Origin of the sequence: Roseobacter sp. HKCC-CH-9208 (assembly GCF_037805125.1) — a bacterium.
In the GTDB taxonomy this organism is placed as follows: Bacteria; Pseudomonadota; Alphaproteobacteria; order Rhodobacterales; family Rhodobacteraceae; genus M30B80.
The window spans coordinates 23,711-44,569 of sequence record NZ_JBBLYK010000001.1; the positions used below are offsets into that span (position 1 = coordinate 23,711).

The window sequence follows — 20,859 nt, forward strand, 5'->3', positions numbered from 1 at the left end:
AAAAAGCGCAGCTAGAAAAAGGCGGTTTTACGATGTTTGATATGTTTCAAGACATGCGCACGCGCATCATGACGGATGCAGGTTTTATCGCCGCTTTGGATCAATCGGGCGGCTCCACCCCGAAGGCGCTGGCGCTTTATGGCATCACGGAAGATGCTTATAGCAGCGAGGCGGAAATGTTTGCGCTGATGCATCAGATGCGCGCTCGGATCATTATGGCGCGCGATTTCACCGCCGAGAAAATTCTAGGCGCGATCCTGTTCGAGCGCACCATGCGCGACACGATCAACGGCGCGCCTGTGGCAGAACTTCTGTGGCGCGATAAGGGCGTTGTGCCGTTTTTGAAAATCGACAAAGGCTTGGAAGAGACGCGCGATGATGTGCAGCTTCTTAAACCGATTTCGGGCTTAACGGCACTTTTGTCAGATGCGCGCGCCTTTGGCGTCTTTGGCACCAAGGAACGCTCGGTCATCCATGCCGCCAATGCTGGTGGCATCGAGGCGGTCGTGGCGCAGCAATTCGATCTTGCGGCAGAGGTCTGCGCAGCAGGGTTGGTGCCGATTATTGAGCCAGAAGTGAATATTCACGCGGATACCAAATCCGAGGCGGAAACCCAATTGCGCGATGCCATTGCCCACCATTTGGATCAACTGGCCGTTGGCCATGAGGTGATGCTCAAGCTGACCATTCCAAATGAAGCAGGGCTTTATGATGGTTTGGCCGATCACCCCTGTGTCTTGCGGGTGGTGGCCCTGTCGGGGGGCTATAGCACAGATGACGCTTGCGCGCGCCTATCGCATAACCCAAAAATGATAGCAAGCTTTAGCCGTGCCCTGACCGAAGGCTTAAATGTGGCGCAATCTGATGCCGAATTTAGCGCGGCACTTGGGGCGAATATTGATAAGATTTACCGCGCGTCTCTTTGAGCGCGCAATTCTTTTAGGACAAATAACCTAATCGCCGTGGCAAGGCCCGAGGATAATCCACGGGCCTCGTCTATTTCTGCGGCTAGGGCATTCACCGACTGCCCGCGCGCAGCGGCAATAGCGCAGAATTCCTCCCAAAACGGATCCTCCAATGAGACGGAGCTGCGATGCCCGCGCAAGGTGAGGGAATGCTTTTTGGGGCGGTCAGTCATTCTGCATCATATTCTGAATCGGGGGTCAGTTTATGCTGATCCAACACTTCGCGAAGACGCGCCTCGCGCGTGGCGGCGAGTAATTTCTCAGCCTTTGATTGACCAAATTTTACAGCATTTTCAGATGCCTGTTCGCGGTTCTTCATGCGTTGTTTTTCCTTGCGCGCGCGGCGTAGATTGATGATCTGGCTCATACTCGTCACTTTTTGCAAGGTGGCTATCTCGCGGTTTCATCAGTGATTTGGCAAGAAAAATGGGGTGCCTGCAAGAGGCACCCCATCATCCGTGATGAAAATGCTGCAGTGATTAGCCTTTGGGGCCAATCATATCTTCGGGCCGCACCACGCGGTCAAAGGTTTCCCCATCGACAAAGCCCAGATTAATGGCCTCTTCGCGCAAGGTCGTGCCATTCTTATGGGCGGTTTTCGCAACCTTGGTGGCATTGTCATAACCGATTGTGGGCGCAAGCGCGGTGACCAACATTAGGCTTTCGCGCATCAGCTTTTCGATCCGCTCGACATTGGCCTGTGTGTCTTTCAGCATACGCTCGGTAAAGCTATCGGCAGCATCCCCCAACAGCTGCATAGATTGCAGCAGGTTATAGGCCATCATCGGGTTATAGACGTTTAGTTCAAAATGGCCTTGGCTGCCCGCAAAGGAAATCGCGGCGTCATTACCCAAGATATGGGCGCAGACCTGTGTCATCGCCTCGGCCTGTGTTGGGTTCACTTTGCCGGGCATGATTGAGCTGCCTGGTTCATTTTCGGGCAGGATCAGTTCACCAAGGCCCGACCGCGGGCCAGAGCCCAAAAAGCGCATATCATTGGCGATCTTATAGGCGGCCATTGCCGTTGTTTTAATCGCGCCCGACATAAAGACCATCGCATCATGCGCGGCCAAGGCTTCGAATTTATTGGGTGCGGTGATGAAGGGCAGGCCCGTGATCCGCGCCATATTGGCCGCAACTGTGGTGTCCCAGCCTTTATCCGTGTTTAGGCCAGTGCCAACCGCTGTGCCGCCCTGTGCCAATTCGTAAATGCCTGGCAGGGCCATTTCGATACGGGCAATCCCATTGCGGATTTGCTGCGCATAGCCCGAGAATTCTTGCCCCAAGGTCAGTGGGGTCGCGTCTTGGGTATGGGTGCGCCCAATCTTGATAATGTCCTTGAATTCCTTGGCCTTCGCCTCAAGGGCGGTGGCCAGTTTGTCGAGGCCAGGCAGCAAGACATCGCGCGCGGTCATTGCGGCGGCGATATGCATTGCGGTGGGGAAGGTGTCGTTAGACGATTGCCCCATATTGCAATGATCATTGGGGTGCACGGGTGTTTTCGAGCCAATCACACCGCCCAAGATTTCAATCGCGCGGTTCGAGATCACCTCATTCGCGTTCATATTGGATTGCGTGCCAGAGCCTGTTTGCCACACCACAAGGGGGAAATGATCATCAAGCTTGCCATCAATCACCTCTTGCGCCGCCGTAATCATGGCATCGGCCAAGTCCGCGGGCAGTTTGCCGCTTGCCTTATTCGCCTCGGCACAGGCGCGTTTGATCACCCCAAGGGCGCGCACGATGGCAACGGGCTGTTTCTCCCACCCAATGGGGAAGTTCATCAGGCTGCGCTGTGTCTGCGCGCCCCAATAGCGGTCGGCAGGAACCTCCAACGGGCCAAAACTATCGGATTCGGTGCGGGTTTGGGTCATCAAAGATCCTCCAGTATGCTGTTGCATACCAAATAGGGCCTGCGCCGCTTAATCGCAACGGGGAATTTAGTGCATCGGCCGCGTAAAGCGATAGACGCGGGCAGGGGGCAGGTTGCGCCAGATCTTATCGCTGCGTGTCCATGACAGGGCCATCTCCTTGCGTAGATCGGCATTCACCGAAGGGTTTGGCCCATAGGTGAATTGCACAAAGCTGCCCTCGGGCGCGAGGCTGTTGAAACTGCCGTTGAGAATATCGCGCTGCACCCCAATGGGCATCGACAGGAGCGGCAGGCCCGAGATCACGGCCTGCACATTGTTTAACCCCAACTTGTCGAGATCACAGGCACTCATATTATGGACATTCACCCCTGCAAAACTCTCGCGCAGATGGGTGCAAAAGTTGGGGTTCATTTCAACCGAATGAAGCATATGCGGGGCAATTCCACGGCCCAAAATGGCGTGGGTGATGTTGCCCGTGCCCGGGCCCAATTCGATCACGGGGCCTTTATTGGGATCAAGACCTGCAACCATCTCTTGGCACAGCGCCGCCGATGAGGGGGCCAATGCCACAACCTGATGGGGTTTTGACACAATCTGAGACAGGAATAAGCGCAGATCTTTGTTCATACCGCATCCGATGCAGGGTTATTGTAATTTATTTATGTCGAATATGCGGGATGCCCACAAATTTCAGGTATTTTTTCTGAACCGATCCAGTGATACCACTTCGCCTTGCGCTTTGGCTCCTTTCGGGGCGGGGTCGGGGTCAGTGACGGGGTCATCCTCGGCGGGGGTGTCTGGGTCGGGGGTGTCATCTTCGGCTTCCACCGATTCAAACCGCAGACCAAATTCAACGGAAGGATCAACGAAGGTGACAATCGCGTCAAAGGGCACGCGCAGCGCCTCGGGGTTGTCGCCAAAATTCAGAACGATGGAAAACCCGTCCTCATCCACCTCAAGCGCGTCATACCAGTGTTGGATCACAATGGTCATTTCTGCGTCATACCGCTCGCGCAGCCAATCGGCCATTTCCACATCAGGGTGGCCCGTGGCGAAGGTGATGAAGAAATGATGGTTCCCGGGCAGGCCGTTATCCGCGACATCCTCTAGCACAGTCTGGATCAGCTTGCGCATTGCGTGATGCATCAAGCGACCATAGGGTATAGAGGCGTTGGAACTCGAACTCATCTTCATTGCCTTTGCTGCATCTGCAGCACCAAGCATAGAAGATTCGGAACGGAAAGAAAGCGCGGTTTTGGCCCGCGCCTCAGCTATTTGCGAGGATCAACCACGCGGCCAATCCCGCCTCGCAGCCAAAAAAGGTCAGGCTTTGACGCGACCACGCCTTGTCGCGCAGGATAGAGGTGATCCGACCAAGCGCTGCCCCCGCATAGGCCAATCCCATCACAACCCATGCCAGCGGGTCACTGATCAAGATCGCGCCCAGACCAAGGCCCACAAACAAACAGCCCGAGGCGGCAGAGACTTCGGTATAGGCCATATTGGTGGGGCCTGCGCGCATATCAAGCACATCCATCGTCCAACGCGTGGCCAACCACCCAAGCGCGCCAAGGGCGATGGTGATCGCGCCCGCCGCGAAATTTAGAATATCAACGATGCTCATCTGACCCTTCCAAGCCCTGTCTTTCCCCTTATTCGGCGGGGGCGTGGGATTGGATCACTTTTCCTTGCATTCGCAAGAAAATCTTTTTTGCGTCTTGGTTGGAAATTGGGGGGCAATCGGGGGGAAAGTGCAGGCTTCTGTTGCCAGGTGCCTGCGGACCCCGCCTTACGCGGCTAGGCGCAAGGGCTTAGTTTCGGCGACCCGAACTGCTTACGCAGCCAGAGCCATTGCCGGAGCACGGTTGTCATTTGCAACTGTACGATTTGAACCGATAACGGTGGTATCTCACCGAGACAAAGCTAACCCCTTTAGACGTTCGTCGATCCTATTTCGGCCCCATGATCCGCAAATGACGGAGTGTGGTGGAGCCGCCGGGTACCGCCCCCGGGTCCGATCCGCTTATTACGAGCGCGTTTATGTCCATAGCCCCGCGAAGGGGACAGGGGGAATATAGGCGCTGTGGGGGCGGATGGGAAGGGGGCAGCCTTCTAATGGTTGGTTCGATTAGCGTCCGTCCCACGCCCCCCCCAAACGCAAAACGAGCGCCCTTTCGGGCGCTCGTCTCGTTTCCACCTTCTGACCTAAATCAGAAGCCTGCTTTGATCCGCACAAAGGCCTCGGCCTGTGCCTCGCGGCGGTCGTTGCTGATGGGCAGCTGTGCCAGAACGGGTACGGTCACTTCGCCCAAGCCATTGGCCTCGAGCGTTTCTGCGCCAAGGGCGGCAAGGGCCGCGCTATTGGCGGTGCCAAAGCCGCCATCAAGCAGGGGCTGTGCTGACACCTCGGACTGCATCGCGTTGACGAAGTCATAGGCCTTGTCCTCTGACCCTGGTGCATCGGCCATATTCACATAGCCGCACAGCCAGACCGATGTGCCCTCGACCGTGTTGCGTTCAAACCCAACGGAGAAGCCTTCATCGGCCAATGCCACGGGCACCTCGTTCCATGCCCAAGCCACCAGAACCTCGCCCGATGCCATCAACTGGCCTAATTCGGCGGGGTCGGTCCAATAGGTGCGCAGGTTTTCGTGAATCGAACGCAGCCATTCGGTGGCCGCCTCAAACTCGGCATCTGTGGCTTTTGTCCAATCGGTCATGCCTGTCGCCAGATAGGCCAGCGCATAGGCGTCATCGACATTGTCAGGGATCGACAAGCGGCCCGCGAAGGCGGGATCAGTGAAGACTTGCAAGGAGGCCACCTGTTCGGCGGTCACTTCCTCGGTGTTATAGGTGATCGCGGTCGTGCCGTAATCGGTGGGCAGGAAGAACAGCTCAGACGTGCCCGCAAGCACATCTTGGCCCACGAGGCTTGCATCGAGATTGTCAAAGGCCGCGATGCGGTTCTGATCCCATGGTTCGATGATGCCCGACTCTTGCCAACGCGGCACGGAGCCTGCGCAAATATGGGTCACATCGGATTTGAACCCAGAGACCAGACGCTGAAACGCTTCGTCCTCATCCCCGAAGAACACAAAGCTGGGGCTTGCGCCATGTTGGTCGATATAGGGTTGGTGGTAGCCGGGTTCTTCAAAGCCTGAATAATCGAACACGGTCAATTCTCTATCTTGGGCGAGGGCCACACCAGACATCGCCATCAGTGCAACAGTGCTAAAGAGCATTTTCTTGGTCATAAGCAGCAATCCCGATCCTGTGAGTTAAGGGAAAAATCGCAACGGACGCTAGGGCGAAGCCAGCCATCACGCAAGAGGATTCGCGAAATTCGCGCTCTGGGATCGGGCAAGTGCCAAAGCATTAAGCAGTTTGTGACCCGAGATTTTACCCCCCATACCTTGACCCGCCAGATGCTGCACTAGCTTGCACCCAAAAGATCGGGTTGGGCCTTATGACACCGCCCCAAAACAGGAAATGCCAAGGCCAATTGCGCCAACGGCAAAAGATCAAAAAGAGGGGCCATGACAGACGCGCCTGTCCTATATTGGATCCGCCGTGATTTTCGCCTCAGCGATAATCCCGCGCTTGTGGCCGCCGCCGCCATGGGGCCTGTGATCCCCGTTGTGATTTTGGATGACAGCATTGATCAGATGGGCGCGGCCCCCCGTTGGCGCTATGAAATGGGGCTGCGTGGCTTGGCCCGCGCCTATCGCGCCCACGGTCTTGATCTGGTGATCCGCAAAGGGGCGGCTGATGCGGTCTTGGCGGATCTTGTGGCCACGACTGGGGCCAAGGCGGTGCATTGGAACAGGCTCTATGACCCCCATGCCCGCGCGCGCGACAGTGCCATCAAGACCGCGTTGCGCGATCAAGGCATCGCTGCACAAAGCCATAATGGCCATCTCCTGTTCGAGCCATGGGAAGTGCAAACAGGGCAGGGTGGGTTTTATCGCGTCTATACCCCCTATTGGCGCGCGGTGATGGGGCGTGATGTGGCGCGCCCCTTGCCCGTGCCCGCCTTGCGCGGGGTCGATCACGCGCTTGACAGCCTATCAGCCGAGGATCTGAACCTTGCGCCGCAAATGCGCCGTGGCGCGGGCGTTTTGGCGCGCTATGCGCAAATCGGGGCCGAGGCTGCCCAAACCCGTCTGGCGCAATTCCTCGATCACAAGGTGGGGGCCTACAAAGACAAACGTGATTTTCTTGATCAAGACGCTTGTTCTAACCTGTCCGAGCATCTGTCGCTTGGCGAAATCAGCCCGCGCGAGATTTGGCATATGGGGTGGGAGGCACATCGCCATGGTGCGGCGGGGGCTGAGCATTTTGTGAAGGAATTGGTTTGGCGCGAATTCGCCTATCATCTTCTGTATCACTCGCCCCAGATTGCGACTGAAAATTGGCGACCTGATTGGGACAGTTTCCCATGGGCCACCGACCGGCATGCCCCGCAGGTTATGGCGTGGAAACAGGGGCGGACGGGCATTCAAGTGATCGATGCAGCGATGCGCGAGCTGTATGTGACGGGGCGTATGCACAATCGCGCGCGGATGTTGGTGGGGTCCTATCTGACCAAACATATGATGTGCCATTGGAAAATTGGGCTTGATTGGTTCGCCGATTGCCTGATTGATTGGGATCCCGCCGCCAATGCGATGGGGTGGCAATGGGTTGCGGGCTCTGGCCCTGATGCGGCCCCTTATTTCCGCATCTTCAACCCAGAAACCCAAGGCGAAAAATTTGACAAGCACGGGCGGTATCGGGCGCGCTGGATTGCTGAGCTATCAAACCCTGCACCGCAAACCGCGCTTGATTTCTTTGAAGCCGCGCCGCGGTCGTGGAATTTGCAGCCTAAAATGGGCTATCCCACCCGCCCCATTGTGGATCTGGCCGAGGGGCGCGCGCGGGCGCTTGCTGCATATGGCGCGCGAAATTCTTAACGCATGCAACGATGAGATGAATTCGCTTGAGCCTGCACGGGTTTAAGGCGAAACTGGCTGACAATGTCAGGGGGAATGATGACAATAAAAACAACCACCAAAGGTGAACCAAACCTACCGCGCTATTTTGAGGCGGTTTTTGCCAAATCTGTGGACATGAAAAACGGCCGTTTAGATATGGTTCTGCCCGACGGTCGCATCTTCCGCGCCGAAGGGGCTGGGCAGGGGCCTGTTGCTGAAATTCACATTCACAATGTGGATGTGTTTGCACGCCTGATCCGCGAAGGGGATCTCGGATTTTGCGAGGCCTATTTGGATGGGTGGTGGTCAACCCCTGACCTGCAAGCCTTTCTTGATCTGGTTCACGCGGGCAATGACGATATCTATGATGGTTTCTTGGGTCTCAAAATCGCCCGCGCCTACGAGCGCTTTCGGTTTTGGCTGCAAAGCAATTCCAAATCTCAGGCGCGCAAGAACATCTCTTATCACTATGATCTGGGTAATGATTTCTACAAATTGTGGCTTGATGACACGATGACCTATTCCTCGGCCCTGTTCCAAACGGGCCAAGAAAGCCTTGAGGCCGCGCAGATCGCCAAATACGCCTCGATGGTGGATCAGATGGGCGCACAGCCTGGGGATCATGTTTTGGAAATCGGCTGTGGATGGGGTGGATTTGCCGAATATGCCGCGCGCGAACGCGGCCTTAAGGTTACGGGCCTAACCATCTCGCGCGAGCAGCATGATTACGCGGTTGATCGGATTGCCCGCGCGGGCCTGTCTGATCAGGTCGAGATCAAGATGCAAGATTACCGCGATGAAACGGGTGTTTATGATGGGATCGCCTCGATTGAGATGTTCGAGGCGGTTGGCGAGAAATATTGGCCCGTCTATTTCAAAACGCTGCGCGATCGCCTGAAACCTGGCAAACAGGCGACTTTGCAAATCATTACAGTTCAGCATCGCCGTTGGCAAATTTACCGCAACACGGTTGATTTCATTCAGAAATATATCTTTCCCGGTGGTATGCTGCCATCGCCCGTTGTTTTGCGCGAAGAAGTGCAAAAAGCGGGGCTTGAAGTGGCGGGGTCAATTGAATTTGGCGAAAGCTATAGTCAGACTTTGCGGCGTTGGTATGACACTTTCAACGATTGTTGGGATGAGGTGGCCGCCCTTGGGTTTGATGATCGCTTCCGCAGGATGTGGAATTTCTATCTAACCTCTTGTGCCGCAACCTTTCATTTCCGCAATTGCGATGTGACCCAAATCACGGTGCGCAGGCCAAGCTGAGGGATAGTATGACTGATCTCGCGCTTTACGGCACGCTGCGTGATCCTGATATCCTCACGATTGTCTTAGGGCGGGCAGGGGGCGAGATGCCATCTGCCCGTCTTTCTGGCTATCGTGTGGCAATGGTTGCGGGACAGCATTATCCTATGATCAGGCCCGAGGGTGGGGCGGACTGCGAGATAGAAATTTTGCACGGGTTGGATGCAGGCGATCTCGCACGGCTTGATTTTTATGAGGATGTGTTTGGATATACCCGCATAACCATTTCCCATGAGGCGCGACCGCTGCAGATTTATCTGCCACCTGAAGGTGGGTCTTGGCCGAAGGGTGGGGTCTTTGATCCTGTAACTTGGGCGGTGGCACATGGCGCGCTGACCCGTTTGGCCGCGCAAGAAATCATGTCGTCATATGGTATTGAAACAGCCAAGGCCGTTGCCGGCCGCCTGCCGATTATTCGCGCAAGGGCGCAGGCCCATCTGCGTGCGAGCGATCATCCGCCCGCGGGCAAGACCTCCAAGCGCCACATGAGCATCGCGCATCAAGAAACTGTTTATAATGGATTTTTTAATTTAATAGACATTGCGGCCTCTTATCAGCGATTTGATGGCAGTCTGTCTGAGCCTGCGGGGCGTTTGATCCTTGATCTGGGCGAAGCTGTCACTGTGCTGCCTTATGACCCCAAGCGGGACTTGGTGCTTTTGATTGAACAATTCCGCCCTGCCGCTGTGGTTCAAGGTGACCCAAACCCATGGCTGCTTGAGACTGTGGCAGGCATATGTGACGAGGGCGAAACCTATGAGCAGACTGCGCAGCGCGAAGCCCGCGAGGAAGCAGGGGTTGCGCTGCACGCGCTGCATCTCATCGGGCGGTATTACCCAAGCCAAGGGGCGGTTGCGCAAATCCTGATTTCTTACATCGGGCTTGCTGATTTGGCGCAGGATTATGACAGCACCCATAGCCTGTTGGCCGAAGGAGAGGATATTCGCGCCTTAACCTTACCCTTTGACGAAGCCTTTCGCCTTGTGCGGGAGGCGCGCCTGAGCAACGCGCCGCTTTTGCTATCCTTGATGGCGCTTGATCGTATGCGTGCCGAGCGGGGCTGGCCCTCACAATAGCGCCAACGCCCCTTGAGTTATCGCCCCATCCCACCTATCCCTTGAGAAAGCAAAGAATTCTGCCAAAAGGGGCGCGCTATGACCATTTATTCCGATCTTTCTGCTTCGATTGGCAATACGCCCCTGATCCGTCTGAACAAAGTCAGCGATGAGACTGGGTGCGAGATTTTGGGCAAAGCGGAATTCATGAATCCCGGCCAGTCGGTTAAGGATCGCGCAGCCCTTTACATCATCCGCGATGCCATTGCGCGCGGTGATCTCAAGCCCGGCGGCACGATTGTTGAGGGCACGGCGGGCAATACGGGCATTGGTCTTGCGCTTGTCGGTGCCTCGCTTGGGTTTCGCACTGTGATCGTGATCCCCGAAACGCAAAGCCAAGAAAAGAAAGACATGTTGCGTTTGGCAGGCGCCGAATTGGTGCAAGTGCCTGCGGCTCCCTATAAAAATCCGAACAATTATGTGCGATATTCGGGGCGTTTGGCGGCTGAACTTGCAAAATCCGAACCTAATGGGGCGATTTGGGCCAATCAGTTTGACAATACCGCCAATCGTCAGGCGCACATTGAGACAACAGGCCCCGAGATTTGGGAACAGACCGCGGGAAAGGTGGATGGGTTCATCTGCGCGGTCGGATCCGGCGGCACATTGGCGGGGGTTGGTGCCGCGCTGCAACCCAAAGGCGTGCGCATCGGTTTGGCTGATCCTGAAGGGGCCGCGCTTTATAGCTTTTACACCAATGGAACCTTTGACGCGCCAGGAACCTCGATCGCCGAAGGGATCGGGCAGGGTCGCATTACTGCGAATTTAGAGGGGTTCACGCCGGATTGCGCCTATCGCATCTCAGATCAAGAGGCGCTGCCGATCGTGTTTGATTTGCTCAGCACGGAGGGCTTGTGCCTCGGTGGCTCATCAGGGGTGAATATCGCAGGCGCGGTTCACATGGCGCGCGAGATGGGGCGGGGTCATACCATCGTGACCATTTTGTGCGACTATGGCACCCGCTATCAATCAAAGCTGTACAACCCTGAATTCCTGCGTGAAAAGGGCTTGCCCGTGCCCGCGTGGCTTGACTGTGGCGCGGCGGATTTGCCCGTGGTATTTGAGTAATGATGACATTCGCACGACCAAGTTTGGCCCTGACGCGGCTTTTGATCGCTTTTGCGGTCTTGTGGCTTAGCCTCACAGCCGAGGTTTTGGCGCAAGACCCGCCCGATTACACCGCGTGGTCACAACTGAGCGCGCGCGCGCAGGTGATGATTGACGGGGATCGCGCGTCAACCTCGATGCTTGAGGCGGTGCGCGCTGAGATCGTCACGTGGCGCACGGTGTTTTTGGACGCGCAAGATATCAATGCCAGTCGCATCGCAACATTGCGCGAACAGATCGCAGCCCTTGGCCCTGTCCCCGCAGAAGGGGAGGTCGAGCCTGCGGCGATTGCCGCACAACGCGCGGATTTGACCCAACGCCTGACTGATGCAGAGGCACCCGCGCGGCGCGCGGAGGCGGCCCATCGCGAGGCGCAAGGCCTCATCGGGGAAATTGATGCGCAAATCGCCGCCCGTCAGGCGGGCGCCTTGTTGCAGCTTGAACCCGCCCCGATTAACCCCGCCAATTGGCCCAGTGCGGTTGCAACACTGCTTGGCTTCGCTTTTGCCGTAGGGCAGGAGGTCGTAACCTACTCACTGGCGCCTGCGCAGATATCCGCCCTTGGGGCGAACCTGCCGCTTGTGGCGATTTTTGTGATTGTGGGGCTTGTTCTTTTGACCCGTGGCAGGGGGTTTGTGGGACGGTGGATGGAAACGCACCACAGCCCAAGCCCAACCCCCACAGCGCGGCTTGCCCTGTTAGGTCTGTCACTTTTGCATCATGCCATGCCCGTCATTGGGGTTTGGGCCTTGGCCTATGCGGTGCAGATCTCGGGCATGGTCGGGTTTCGCGCGGCGGTGTTGGTGCAAATGGCCGCCCCGATGGCGCTCAGCTTTATGGCGGCGATTTGGCTTGGGCGGCAGGTTTTCCCCCTCGATGAGACTAACCGCCCCCTTCTGCGCCTAGACGAGGCGACACGCGCAACAGGCCGCCGCTTGGCACGAGTTTTGGGGGCGATTGTGGGGCTGTGGCTTTTGGTGGGGCAGGTCGCACAAACCGAAAATTTCACTTCCGCAGACCGATTGGTGATCAGTTTCCCAATCGTGGTCTTGGCGGGTCTGATGATGTGGCAATTAGGCTGTCTGTTGGCCGTTCATGTCAAAAATTCAGCCCAGTTGGACGGCGCGCGCCCCCTGATGCTGCGCATGACACGCGCGCTGTCTTTGGCGGTCATGGCGCTTGGTCTTTTGGGGCCGATTTTGGCAGGGGTTGGGTATTTCACCGCAGGATCGTCCTTCCTTTTGCCGATGTTGTTCAGCCTGTCTTTGCTTGCGGTTCTCGGCATCTTGCAGCGGGTGGTGACTGATGCCTACGGGGCCTTAACCCGCCGCAGCGAGGGGTTGGACGAGGCCCTGACCCCGACCTTGATCGGGTTTATCTTGGTCTTGGCCTCCTTACCCGCCTTTGCCCTGATCTGGGGGGTGCGGCCCGCGCAATTATCTGACATTTGGGCGCAGATTGTCTCGGGGTTCAGCATTGGCGGCGTGACGATTTCGCCTCGCAATTTCCTGATTTTCGCGATTGTCTTTGCGATTGGCTATACGGCAACCCGCGCGCTTCAAAGCACGCTGCGATATAACCTTCTGCCAAAAACCCAAATCGACCAAGGCGGTCAAAGCGCGATTTTGGCGGGAACGGGCTATGTTGGTATTTTCTTGGCCGCACTTTTTGCCATCACCTCGGCAGGAATTGATCTGTCCTCCCTTGCGATTGTGGCTGGTGCGCTGTCGGTCGGTATCGGTTTTGGCCTGCAAACAATCGTGTCCAATTTCGTCTCAGGGATCATTTTGTTGATCGAGCGCCCGTTCAAAGAGGGTGATTGGATCGAGGTCAATGGCCAGATGGGGTATGTGCGTGAAATCTCCGTGCGCTCGACCCGCATTGAAACCTTTGATCGTTCCGATTTGATTGTGCCGAATGCCGATTTGATTGCGGGGGTGGTCACCAATATGACCCATTCCTCCGACACAGGCCGCCTGATTTTGCCCGTTGGGGTGGCCTATGACAGCGACCCGCAGCTTGTGATGAAAATCATGGCCGAGGTTGCCGAGGCGCATCCGATGGTGATCTTGAAACCAAAACCAACCATCTTGATGGTAAATTTTGGGGCAGATGCGTTGGAATTTGAAATTCGCGCGATCCTGCGGGATGTGAATTTTCTATTGTCGGTGAAATCCGAGATGAACCTTGAATTGCTGCGCAGGTTCCGCGAGGCAGGTATCGAAATCCCATTCGCACAGCGTGATTTGTGGCTGCGCAACCCCGAGGCGCTTGCCGCCCCTAAATCTTGAGTGCTGGTATGAGTGAGCTTTTATTTCTGGAAGATGCCTATCGCAAAACTGCGCCTGCGACTGTAAAGGGGCTGACGGATGCAGGTGGGATCATCTTGGATCAAACCATTTTCTATGCCCAAGGGGGCGGGCAGCCGGGCGATAGCGGGTGGTTGGATTACGAGGGCGGGCGCATCGCCATCGCCACCACGATGAAGGGCGAGGGCGGGGATGTTGTTCTCTTGCCTGCCGAACCCGTGGCCTTGCCAAAATCTGGCGCGGCGGTTGAGCAGCGTCTTGATTGGGCGCGCCGCTTTAATCATATGCGCATGCACACCGCCTTGCATCTTTTGTCTGTTGTGCTGCCTTATGGGGTGACAGGCGGGGCGATTGGCGCGGAACGCGGGCGGCTTGATTTCGACATTCCCGATAGTTTGCCCGAGCGTATGATCCTGCAAGGTCAACTTAACGCATTGGTGGATCGCAACCTGCCCGTAATACAGCACTGGATCACCGAGGCGGAATTGGATGCAAAGCCTGAGATGGTCAAAACCCTCTCGGTAAAACCCCCGCGCGGCGCGGGCCGTATTCGTCTTGTGCAAATCGGCGAGGGGGCTGCGCAGATTGACCTGCAACCTTGCGGCGGCACCCATGTTGCGCGCACGGGCGAGATCGGCAAATTGGAGATCCTTAAAATCGAAAACAAAGGCCGCCAAAACCGCCGCGTCAGCATCGGGTTTGCCTAATCTCGGGCTACGGTGAAATTCTCTGCGGGGGATGTCAATTCACGGGTTGCACAAAGGGGGTGAAATCCTATAGGAGACCCCTCACGGACAGGTGGCCGAGTGGTCGAAGGCGCACGCCTGGAACGCGTGTAGGCGGGAAACCGTCTCCAGGGTTCGAATCCCTGTCTGTCCGCCACCCCACCCTTTGATGAGCTGCTTACATCGGATCAAACTGATCGGCGGCAAAGACCGTGTGAATGACATGGCCGTCAAACATCTCGAACAGCCGCTTTGATACTTCTTTGCTTTGCCATCTTGTGGGGGAATTCAGCGCCTCTTCGATGTCATCGCGGGTTTTGAATTTCATGGCCATCACAAGCGGGAAGGGGCTGTCGGGGTCATCGCTTTCCACTTCGCGCATCACGCGCAACTCTTGCAGATTGGGAAAGGCTGACCAAAGCGGCACAAGATTTTCGCACCAATGGCTGTGGAAGTCTGCCTCCATGCCATCCTTGATTTTACCCTTAAAAAAGGCGCATCTTACAAACATCTGTCCCGCTCCATTCTATGTGTTGCAGCGATAGGATTGCCGAAAGCCTGCGCACAAGCAAGGGGAATGGGATGGATGTTCGCCCCTGTGAACCATGGGGGTCATGTAAGCGAGAAATGGGGGCGGGTCATGGATTTTGAACTAAAGGGGAAACCCTGCATCGTGACAGGCGGGGCATCGGGGATTGGCGAGGCGATTGTGCAGGATCTTGTGGCCGAAGGGGCCAAGGTCATCGTGATCGACAAAAACCCCTGCAAGGTGGCGCAGATTGCGACATCCGTCACCCTTGATTTGACCGATGATGCGGCTTGTGCTGCAGCATTGCGCGACATTCGCGCTGAATTCGGGACGATTTACGGGCTTGTGAATAATGCAGGCCTCAATGATGGCGTGGGGCTAGATGCGGGGCCTGACGCGTTTCGGGCATCTCTCAATCTCAACCTCGTGCAATATTACACCTTGATGCATCACCTGCATCATGACCTGCGCGCAAGCCGTGGTGCGGTGGTCAATGTGGCCTCAAAAACCGCTGTGACAGGGCAGGGCGGCACATCGGCCTATGTGGCCGCAAAGGCGGGCGTCTTGGGTTTGACGCGGGAATGGGCGGCGGAGCTGGCCTCGGAGGGTGTCCGCGTGAATGCTGTTTTGCCCGCCGAGGTTATGACGCCTATGTATCAAAACTGGCTGTCGACCTTGCCTGATCCAGATGGGATGCGCGGCAAGATCGAGGCCGCGATTCCCCTGTCGCGCCGGATGACCGAAATCGCGGAAATCGCGGCAATGGTGGTGTTTTTGCTCTCTGCGCGGTCGGGCCATACCACGGGGCAATGGATGTTCGTGGATGGCGGATATGTGCATCTGGATCGCAAGCTGACGCTCTGATCCAACTACATCACTGCCCCCACTTGCCACGGCACGAATTCGACCCCACCAAAGCCCAATTCCTCGCTTTTCGTGGTGCCGCCCGAGGCCACGCGTAGGATTTCGCGGTAAATCTCTTGCCCCTTATCTGCAAGGCTGATGTCGCCGCTGATGATGTCACCGCAATTGATATCCATATCGTCCCCCATGCGGGCATAAAGATCATCATTGGTCGAAAGCTTGATACAAGGTGTGGGCATATAACCCGACACAGACCCACGGCCCGTGGTGAATGTGATGATATTGGCGCCTGAGGCAATCTGCCCTGTGACCGAGCATGGATCATATCCAGGACTGTCCATATAGACAAAGCCCTGCGTGGTCAGGGTCTCCGCAAATTCATAAACCCCCGCCAAAGGGGCAGTTCCACTTTTGGCCACTGCGCCCAAAGATTTTTCAAGAATTGTGGTCAGCCCGCCGCGTTTGTTGCCTGGGGATGGGTTATTGTCCATCTCGCCGCCATTTCGGGCGGTATAATCTTCCCACCACTGAATACGCGAAATCAGTTTTTCACCAATTTCGGGCGATATCGCGCGGCGGGTCAAAAGATGCTCTGCCCCATAGATTTCTGGGGTTTCAGACAGGATTGTGGTGCCGCCCTGACGCACGATTAAATCAGACGCATACCCCATGGCAGGGTTGGCGGTGATGCCAGAATAGCCGTCCGAGCCCCCACATTGCATGCCTACCACCAATTTTGAGGCCGGCGCAGGGGCGCGTGTCGCACGATTGGCCACGGCTGCAATCTCGCGCAGCATGCTGAGACCCCGTTCAATTGTGCGCTTTGTGCCGCCTGTCTGCTGAATGGTCATATAGCGGAAACTCACGCCATCGCGCAGACGGGCGGGGCCGATCAGGTCAGGCACCTGCATCACCTCGCAGCCCAGACCGACCAACAGGATCGCCCCAAAATTTGGGTTTTTCGAATATCCTGCCAAGGTTCGGAAAAGCATCTGATACCCTTCGCCTAAGCCAGACATCCCGCAGCCAGAACTGTGCACAATCGGGACAATCCCATCGACATTTGGGAAATCCTTCAAGAGCCCCGATTTTTCAGCAGCCTCCGCGATGAAACGGGCCACACTACCTGCGCAGTTCACGGATGTCAGAATGCCAATATAGTTGCGCGTGCCGACCTGCCCATCAGGCCTATGATAGCCCATAAAGCTGTCGCTTTCATCCGCCGCAGGAAGGGGGGTGTTCTGCGTGGCAAATTCATAGCCGCGTTTGTGATCGCCAAAAGACAGGTTGTGGCTATGCACATGCGCGCCTGCGGCAATATCTTCGGTCGCATAGCCGATAATTTGACCATAGCGGATCACCGCCGCGCCCTTGGCAATGGGGCGCAATGCAAATTTATGCCCTTTTGGAATGTCGGATTGCGCAAGCGTTTCAAAAGATGATAGAGCCGCGCCTGATCGGATATCGACCAAGGCAATTCCGACCGTATCATCTGCGTTCAGGATCAAAATATCTTGGGTCATCGCTGGCATCATTCATTCAAAGTGAGAGTTTACGATCTTGAAATTTCCACGGCAATCATACTAACATGCTAGAATTATTGAGATTGAGCGACATGATGCAAGAGAATTCACCATCAGACCCCGCGCAAGGCAGCGAATTTAGGCTGCGGTCTTTGGATGACTATGAAGGGAATTTGGCACGGCGCACCTACGCCGCCCTGCGTGAGGCAATTTTGACCTTGCGCTACAAACCGGGCGAGGCGCTGCGCAAGCAGGATATTTGCGCAACGCTTGGCGTGTCGCGGTCCCCTGTGGCAGAGGCGATAACACGCCTCTCCAACGAGGGTTTGGTGGATGTGGTGCCGCAATCTGGCACATTTGTCGCGCGCTTCTCGATGGAAGAAATTCGCGAAGGTGCGTTTCTGCGGGAAAGTATCGAACTGGCCTGCGCCGAGCTTTTGGCCGAGATTATCACAGACGAGCAGATCACCGAATTGCGCCGCAATTTGCGCCTGCAAAAGGTGATGGTTGAGGAGGGCGATTTTGCCGAATTTTATCGGCTAGATGGTGAAATGCACGATCTCATCATCGGCTTTACGGGGTTCAAGCAATTATCGACCATTGCCAAAACGGGATGGCTTCATGTGGATCGCGCACGGCAGTTGATCTTGCCCATGCCAGGGCGCGTGGCCGAGACATTGCAAGAGCATTACGATTTGGTCGATGCGATTGCCGCGCGTGATCCGCAAGCGGCGCGAAAAGCGATGCGCGCCCATTTGGGCCAGTTGATGAAATCTTTGATCCCGCTTGAGAAGACCCATCCAGAATTATTCGACCCCAGTTGAAAGTCAGTAAATGTCCTATCCTGCGAATAAACCCCGCTATGCCGCGCGTCTGAATGCATTCAAACCACTGGCCGAGGGGCGGGGTATTGCGGGCATGATTGCCGCCGCCGCCCGTGTTGAGGGGATGGATGCGGCGGATTTGAACTATCCTGATCATTTCGAAGGGCGTCCTGCGCGCGAGATTGGCGATATGTTGCGCGATAATGGCTTGGGGTTAAACGGGCTTGCGATGCGCTATTACTCTGACCCTGCCTTTGCCATAGGGGCCTTTACCAACCCAGATCCCGCAACACGGCGCAAGGCGATTGATCTGACCAAACAGGGTCTAGATGCTTTGGCGGAAATGGGTGGGGGCGTGATGACCCTTTGGATGGGCCAAGACGGGTTTGATTACGCCCTTCAGGCCGATTACGCGCGTCTTTGGGGCGATACGCTTGATGCTTTGGCCGAAGTCAGCGCCCATAACCGCGATCTGCAAATTGCCATCGAATATAAACCCAATGAGCCCCGCGCCTTTGCGCTGATGCCCGACATGGCCACAACATTATTGGCCATTCGTGATGTCGGGGCCGAAAATTTGGGCGTCACTGTGGATTTTGCCCATGTGCTTTATGCAAATGAAATGCCCGCCCATGTGGCCTATCTGGCGCAGCGCCATGCCAAGATTTTGGGGGTTCACCTGAATGATGGCTATGGCAAGCGCGATGATGGCTTGATGGCGGGCACGGTGCATCCTGTGGCGACAGTCGAGTTATTCGTGCAATTGCACCGCATGGGCTATGATGGTGTTATTTATTTCGACACATTTCCCGACCATTCGGGCCTGAACCCGATTGAAGAGGGGTGCACAAATATCCTGATTATCGAGCGGTTGCGCGCCATTGCCGCAGAACTCGCCGAAAGTTCAGAGCTGTCTGATCTGTTGCAAAAGCAAAACGCGGCCCTCACCCAGCGATTGATCGCCGAGCGGCTTTATGGCGGGGTGATCCCCGATGGGCGCTGATATCCTTGTGATGGGGGCGCTGCATCTTGATGTGATTGTCAACGCCCCCGCTTTGCCCGCCCCAGACGAGACGATGATGGGCCAAGATGTGGCCTATCGTTTTGGTGGCAAAGGCGGCAATCAGGCGGTTTCTGCCGCCCGCATGGGGGGCAAGGTTGCCATGATTGGCGTGGTTGGCACGGATGATTTTGCGCAGCCTTTGCGCGCTGAACTGGCGCGCGCAGATGTCGATAGGTCCATGCTTGCCACGTGTGATGGGGCCTCAGGCATGAGCGTGGCCATCGTGCAAAATGATGGCAGCTATGGCGCCGTGGTCGTTTCGGGCGTGAACCGCCAAATCAACGCGCAGCAGGCAAAACTTGACCCACCCCCCAAAGTGGTCGTGCTGCAAAATGAAATCCCTGTTGCGGAAAATCACGCGCTCTTGGCGCGTTTGCCGCAGGATGTCATCGTTATCTGGAATGCGGCCCCCGCTTTGGCGCGTGACGCGGTGATGATTGAGCGGGCTGATATTTTGGTGGTTAATCGCCTAGAGGCCGCAATGCAGGCAGGGCTGCCGCATGATCTGCCCGATCCTGGGGCGGCCTTAGCGCAGCTTGCGCGCGAAGGGCGTGCGGTGATCATTACACTTGGCGCGGATGGCTATATCGCGCAAGCGCGGGACGGCACTCGCTTTGAGGCCAAGGCGCATCGCGTGCCCGTCATCTCCACCCATGGGGCGGGGGATGCTTTCGTGGGGGCGCTTGCCGCTGAGATTGCGCGCGGTGCCGATTTAGCGGCGGCTGCGGCCTTTGCCCAAGGGGCGGCGGCCCTTCATGTCTCAACCCCGCTTGAGGGACGCGCCAATATTACCTCTGCGCAACTGCACCATGCCTTTGGCCTATAGCGCCAAGCGATAGGCCTCGGCCGCCGTGCCGCCAAAGACCCGTGCCCGTTCTTCGGCGGTTAGAGTATGGGTCAGCTCCTCCGCTGCATGGCGCCATGCGTCATATTCCGCCCGCAGACGGCAGACGGGCCAATCTGACCCCCACATGATGCGCTCAGCGCCGAAACAGGCAAAGACATGATCCGCATAGGGGCGGAGATCTTCGACTGTCCAACCTTCATTTGCCTCGGTCACAAGGGCCGAAAATTTCAAATAGGCCTTGGTGTCACGCGCCAAAGCGGCCATGCCATCGGCCCAAACCTGAAACGTCTCGGCGCTATGCGCGTGGATTTGCGGCTTCATGCAGTGATCAATCACGCAGCGCATCTCGCTGTGGCGGGTCAAGATGGTGTGGAAATTCGCCAAATGTCGCGGAAATCCAAGCGCGTCAAAGCACAGATCATGCTTGGCGATGGCCTGATAGGCCCATGCGATATCTGCGCGCAGCATCCAGTTATCGTCTTCAATATCTTGGATCATGGGGCGCACGCCCACGAATTTAGGATGCTTTGCAAATCGCGCTAAGACCGCCTCATCGTCTGGATTTTCAAAATCAATCCACCCCACAACGCCTGCAACAAAAGGCGTGGCATCGGCAAGGCCCAACATATAGGCGCTTTCCTCCACTGTTGGGGCGGCCTGCACCAAAACGGTTTTATCGATGCCATGACGCGCCAGATGCGGGCGTAAATCATCCGGGCCATAGGGGCGATAGAGCGTGGCGTTTGAGGGATCCATCCATCCATAATCGCCACGGGCAGGGTTCCAGAAATGTTGGTGGGCATCAATTTGCATCGTTTGTCTCCCCGTTGCGA

21 protein-coding genes, 1 tRNA gene and 1 other RNA gene are annotated in these 20,859 nt (G+C 56.5%); 12 read left to right on the forward strand and 11 right to left on the reverse strand.

The features are described 5' to 3' along the window. Window positions 1-32 precede the first annotated feature (32 nt). Window positions 33-926 (forward strand): fructose bisphosphate aldolase, encoded by an 894-nt coding sequence (locus AAC621_RS00150; protein ID WP_445322471.1) that lies wholly within the window; start codon window positions 33-35, stop codon window positions 924-926. Here AAC621_RS00150 and AAC621_RS00155 read toward each other — a convergent pair. The 8 genes from AAC621_RS00155 to AAC621_RS00190 form a co-directional block, all read right to left on the reverse strand. Next, window positions 908-1,138: a ribbon-helix-helix domain-containing protein gene (locus AAC621_RS00155; protein WP_340251000.1), complete on the reverse strand. Its 231-nt coding sequence runs from the start codon at window positions 1,136-1,138 to the stop codon at window positions 908-910. The two genes, AAC621_RS00150 and AAC621_RS00155, sit on opposite strands and share 19 nt — an antisense overlap. Then, window positions 1,135-1,332 carry a DUF4169 family protein gene (locus tag AAC621_RS00160; protein WP_317654859.1) on the reverse strand — a complete coding sequence of 66 codons (198 nt, stop codon included), beginning with the start codon at window positions 1,330-1,332 and terminating at the stop codon, window positions 1,135-1,137. The genes AAC621_RS00155 and AAC621_RS00160 overlap by 4 nt, the downstream gene beginning before the upstream one ends. A 112-nt stretch (window positions 1,333-1,444) precedes the next feature. Beyond that, window positions 1,445-2,839 carry a class II fumarate hydratase gene (gene fumC, locus AAC621_RS00165; RefSeq protein WP_317654858.1) on the reverse strand — a complete coding sequence of 465 codons (1,395 nt, stop codon included), beginning with the start codon at window positions 2,837-2,839 and terminating at the stop codon, window positions 1,445-1,447. Between the two features lie 66 nt (window positions 2,840-2,905). Then, window positions 2,906-3,466, reverse strand: coding sequence for a class I SAM-dependent methyltransferase (locus tag AAC621_RS00170; protein ID WP_340251003.1), 561 nt, complete (start codon window positions 3,464-3,466; stop codon window positions 2,906-2,908). Between the two features lie 63 nt (window positions 3,467-3,529). Further along, window positions 3,530-4,027 carry an SspB family protein gene (locus tag AAC621_RS00175; protein WP_317654856.1) on the reverse strand — a complete coding sequence of 166 codons (498 nt, stop codon included), beginning with the start codon at window positions 4,025-4,027 and terminating at the stop codon, window positions 3,530-3,532. A gap of 79 nt (window positions 4,028-4,106) precedes the next feature. Then, entirely contained in the window at window positions 4,107-4,463 is a 357-nt protein-coding gene (locus tag AAC621_RS00180; protein WP_340251007.1) for a DUF4345 domain-containing protein, read from the reverse strand. A 126-nt stretch (window positions 4,464-4,589) separates the two neighbouring features. After that, window positions 4,590-4,943: a transfer-messenger RNA gene (gene ssrA, locus AAC621_RS00185) on the reverse strand. Window positions 4,944-5,049: 106 nt separating this feature from the next. Further along, complete coding sequence (locus AAC621_RS00190) at window positions 5,050-6,093, reverse strand: extracellular solute-binding protein (RefSeq protein WP_340251009.1); 1,044 nt, start codon at window positions 6,091-6,093, stop codon at window positions 5,050-5,052. A 282-nt stretch (window positions 6,094-6,375) separates the two neighbouring features. Between AAC621_RS00190 and AAC621_RS00195 the strand changes: the two genes are divergently transcribed. The 7 genes from AAC621_RS00195 to AAC621_RS00225 all read left to right on the forward strand — a co-directional run bounded on the left by AAC621_RS00195 (window position 6,376) and on the right by AAC621_RS00225 (window position 14,533). Next, complete coding sequence (locus tag AAC621_RS00195) at window positions 6,376-7,791, forward strand: cryptochrome/photolyase family protein (RefSeq protein ID WP_340251011.1); 1,416 nt, start codon at window positions 6,376-6,378, stop codon at window positions 7,789-7,791. Between the two features lie 78 nt (window positions 7,792-7,869). Then, a complete protein-coding gene (locus AAC621_RS00200; RefSeq protein ID WP_340251012.1) occupies window positions 7,870-9,081 on the forward strand; it encodes a cyclopropane-fatty-acyl-phospholipid synthase family protein in 1,212 nt (403 codons plus the stop codon). 8 nt (window positions 9,082-9,089) lie between these two features. Continuing rightward, a complete protein-coding gene (locus AAC621_RS00205) occupies window positions 9,090-10,196 on the forward strand; it encodes an NUDIX domain-containing protein (RefSeq protein ID WP_340251013.1) in 1,107 nt (368 codons plus the stop codon). Between the two features lie 78 nt (window positions 10,197-10,274). Beyond that, entirely contained in the window at window positions 10,275-11,303 is a 1,029-nt protein-coding gene (locus tag AAC621_RS00210) for a cysteine synthase A (protein WP_340251014.1), read from the forward strand. Between the two features lie 2 nt (window positions 11,304-11,305). Continuing rightward, complete coding sequence (locus tag AAC621_RS00215) at window positions 11,306-13,633, forward strand: mechanosensitive ion channel family protein (protein WP_340251016.1); 2,328 nt, start codon at window positions 11,306-11,308, stop codon at window positions 13,631-13,633. 8 nt (window positions 13,634-13,641) lie between these two features. Next, the gene (locus AAC621_RS00220) at window positions 13,642-14,358 is read left to right on the forward strand and encodes an alanyl-tRNA editing protein (protein ID WP_340251018.1); all 717 of its coding nucleotides are present in this window, start codon (window positions 13,642-13,644) and stop codon (window positions 14,356-14,358) included. Between the two features lie 85 nt (window positions 14,359-14,443). Next, window positions 14,444-14,533: transfer RNA gene (locus AAC621_RS00225), tRNA-Ser, on the forward strand. A gap of 21 nt (window positions 14,534-14,554) precedes the next feature. Here AAC621_RS00225 and AAC621_RS00230 read toward each other — a convergent pair. After that, on the reverse strand, window positions 14,555-14,887 hold the full coding sequence (locus tag AAC621_RS00230) for a hypothetical protein (RefSeq protein WP_340251020.1): 333 nt from the start codon (window positions 14,885-14,887) through the stop codon (window positions 14,555-14,557). A 129-nt stretch (window positions 14,888-15,016) separates the two neighbouring features. Here AAC621_RS00230 and AAC621_RS00235 point away from each other — a divergent pair, with 129 nt between their 5' ends. After that, on the forward strand, window positions 15,017-15,769 hold the full coding sequence (locus tag AAC621_RS00235) for an SDR family oxidoreductase (protein ID WP_340251022.1): 753 nt from the start codon (window positions 15,017-15,019) through the stop codon (window positions 15,767-15,769). Window positions 15,770-15,774: 5 nt separating this feature from the next. Here AAC621_RS00235 and AAC621_RS00240 read toward each other — a convergent pair whose 3' ends face one another. Then, window positions 15,775-17,292 (reverse strand): UxaA family hydrolase, encoded by a 1,518-nt coding sequence (locus AAC621_RS00240; protein WP_340251024.1) that lies wholly within the window; start codon window positions 17,290-17,292, stop codon window positions 15,775-15,777. A gap of 95 nt (window positions 17,293-17,387) precedes the next feature. On the opposite strand from AAC621_RS00240, the gene AAC621_RS00245 reads away from it, so the two are divergent. The 3 genes from AAC621_RS00245 to AAC621_RS00255 are packed head-to-tail and all read left to right on the forward strand — an operon-like array spanning window position 17,388 to window position 20,005. Continuing rightward, the gene (locus AAC621_RS00245) at window positions 17,388-18,116 is read left to right on the forward strand and encodes a GntR family transcriptional regulator (RefSeq protein WP_340251026.1); all 729 of its coding nucleotides are present in this window, start codon (window positions 17,388-17,390) and stop codon (window positions 18,114-18,116) included. A 10-nt stretch (window positions 18,117-18,126) separates the two neighbouring features. After that, complete coding sequence (locus AAC621_RS00250) at window positions 18,127-19,119, forward strand: sugar phosphate isomerase/epimerase family protein (RefSeq protein WP_340251028.1); 993 nt, start codon at window positions 18,127-18,129, stop codon at window positions 19,117-19,119. Further along, complete coding sequence (locus AAC621_RS00255) at window positions 19,109-20,005, forward strand: PfkB family carbohydrate kinase (RefSeq protein WP_340251031.1); 897 nt, start codon at window positions 19,109-19,111, stop codon at window positions 20,003-20,005. The genes AAC621_RS00250 and AAC621_RS00255 overlap by 11 nt, the downstream gene beginning before the upstream one ends. Here AAC621_RS00255 and AAC621_RS00260 read toward each other — a convergent pair. Beyond that, entirely contained in the window at window positions 20,000-20,839 is an 840-nt protein-coding gene (locus AAC621_RS00260; protein ID WP_340251033.1) for an amidohydrolase family protein, read from the reverse strand. The two genes, AAC621_RS00255 and AAC621_RS00260, sit on opposite strands and share 6 nt — an antisense overlap. Window positions 20,840-20,859: the final 20 nt, after the last annotated feature.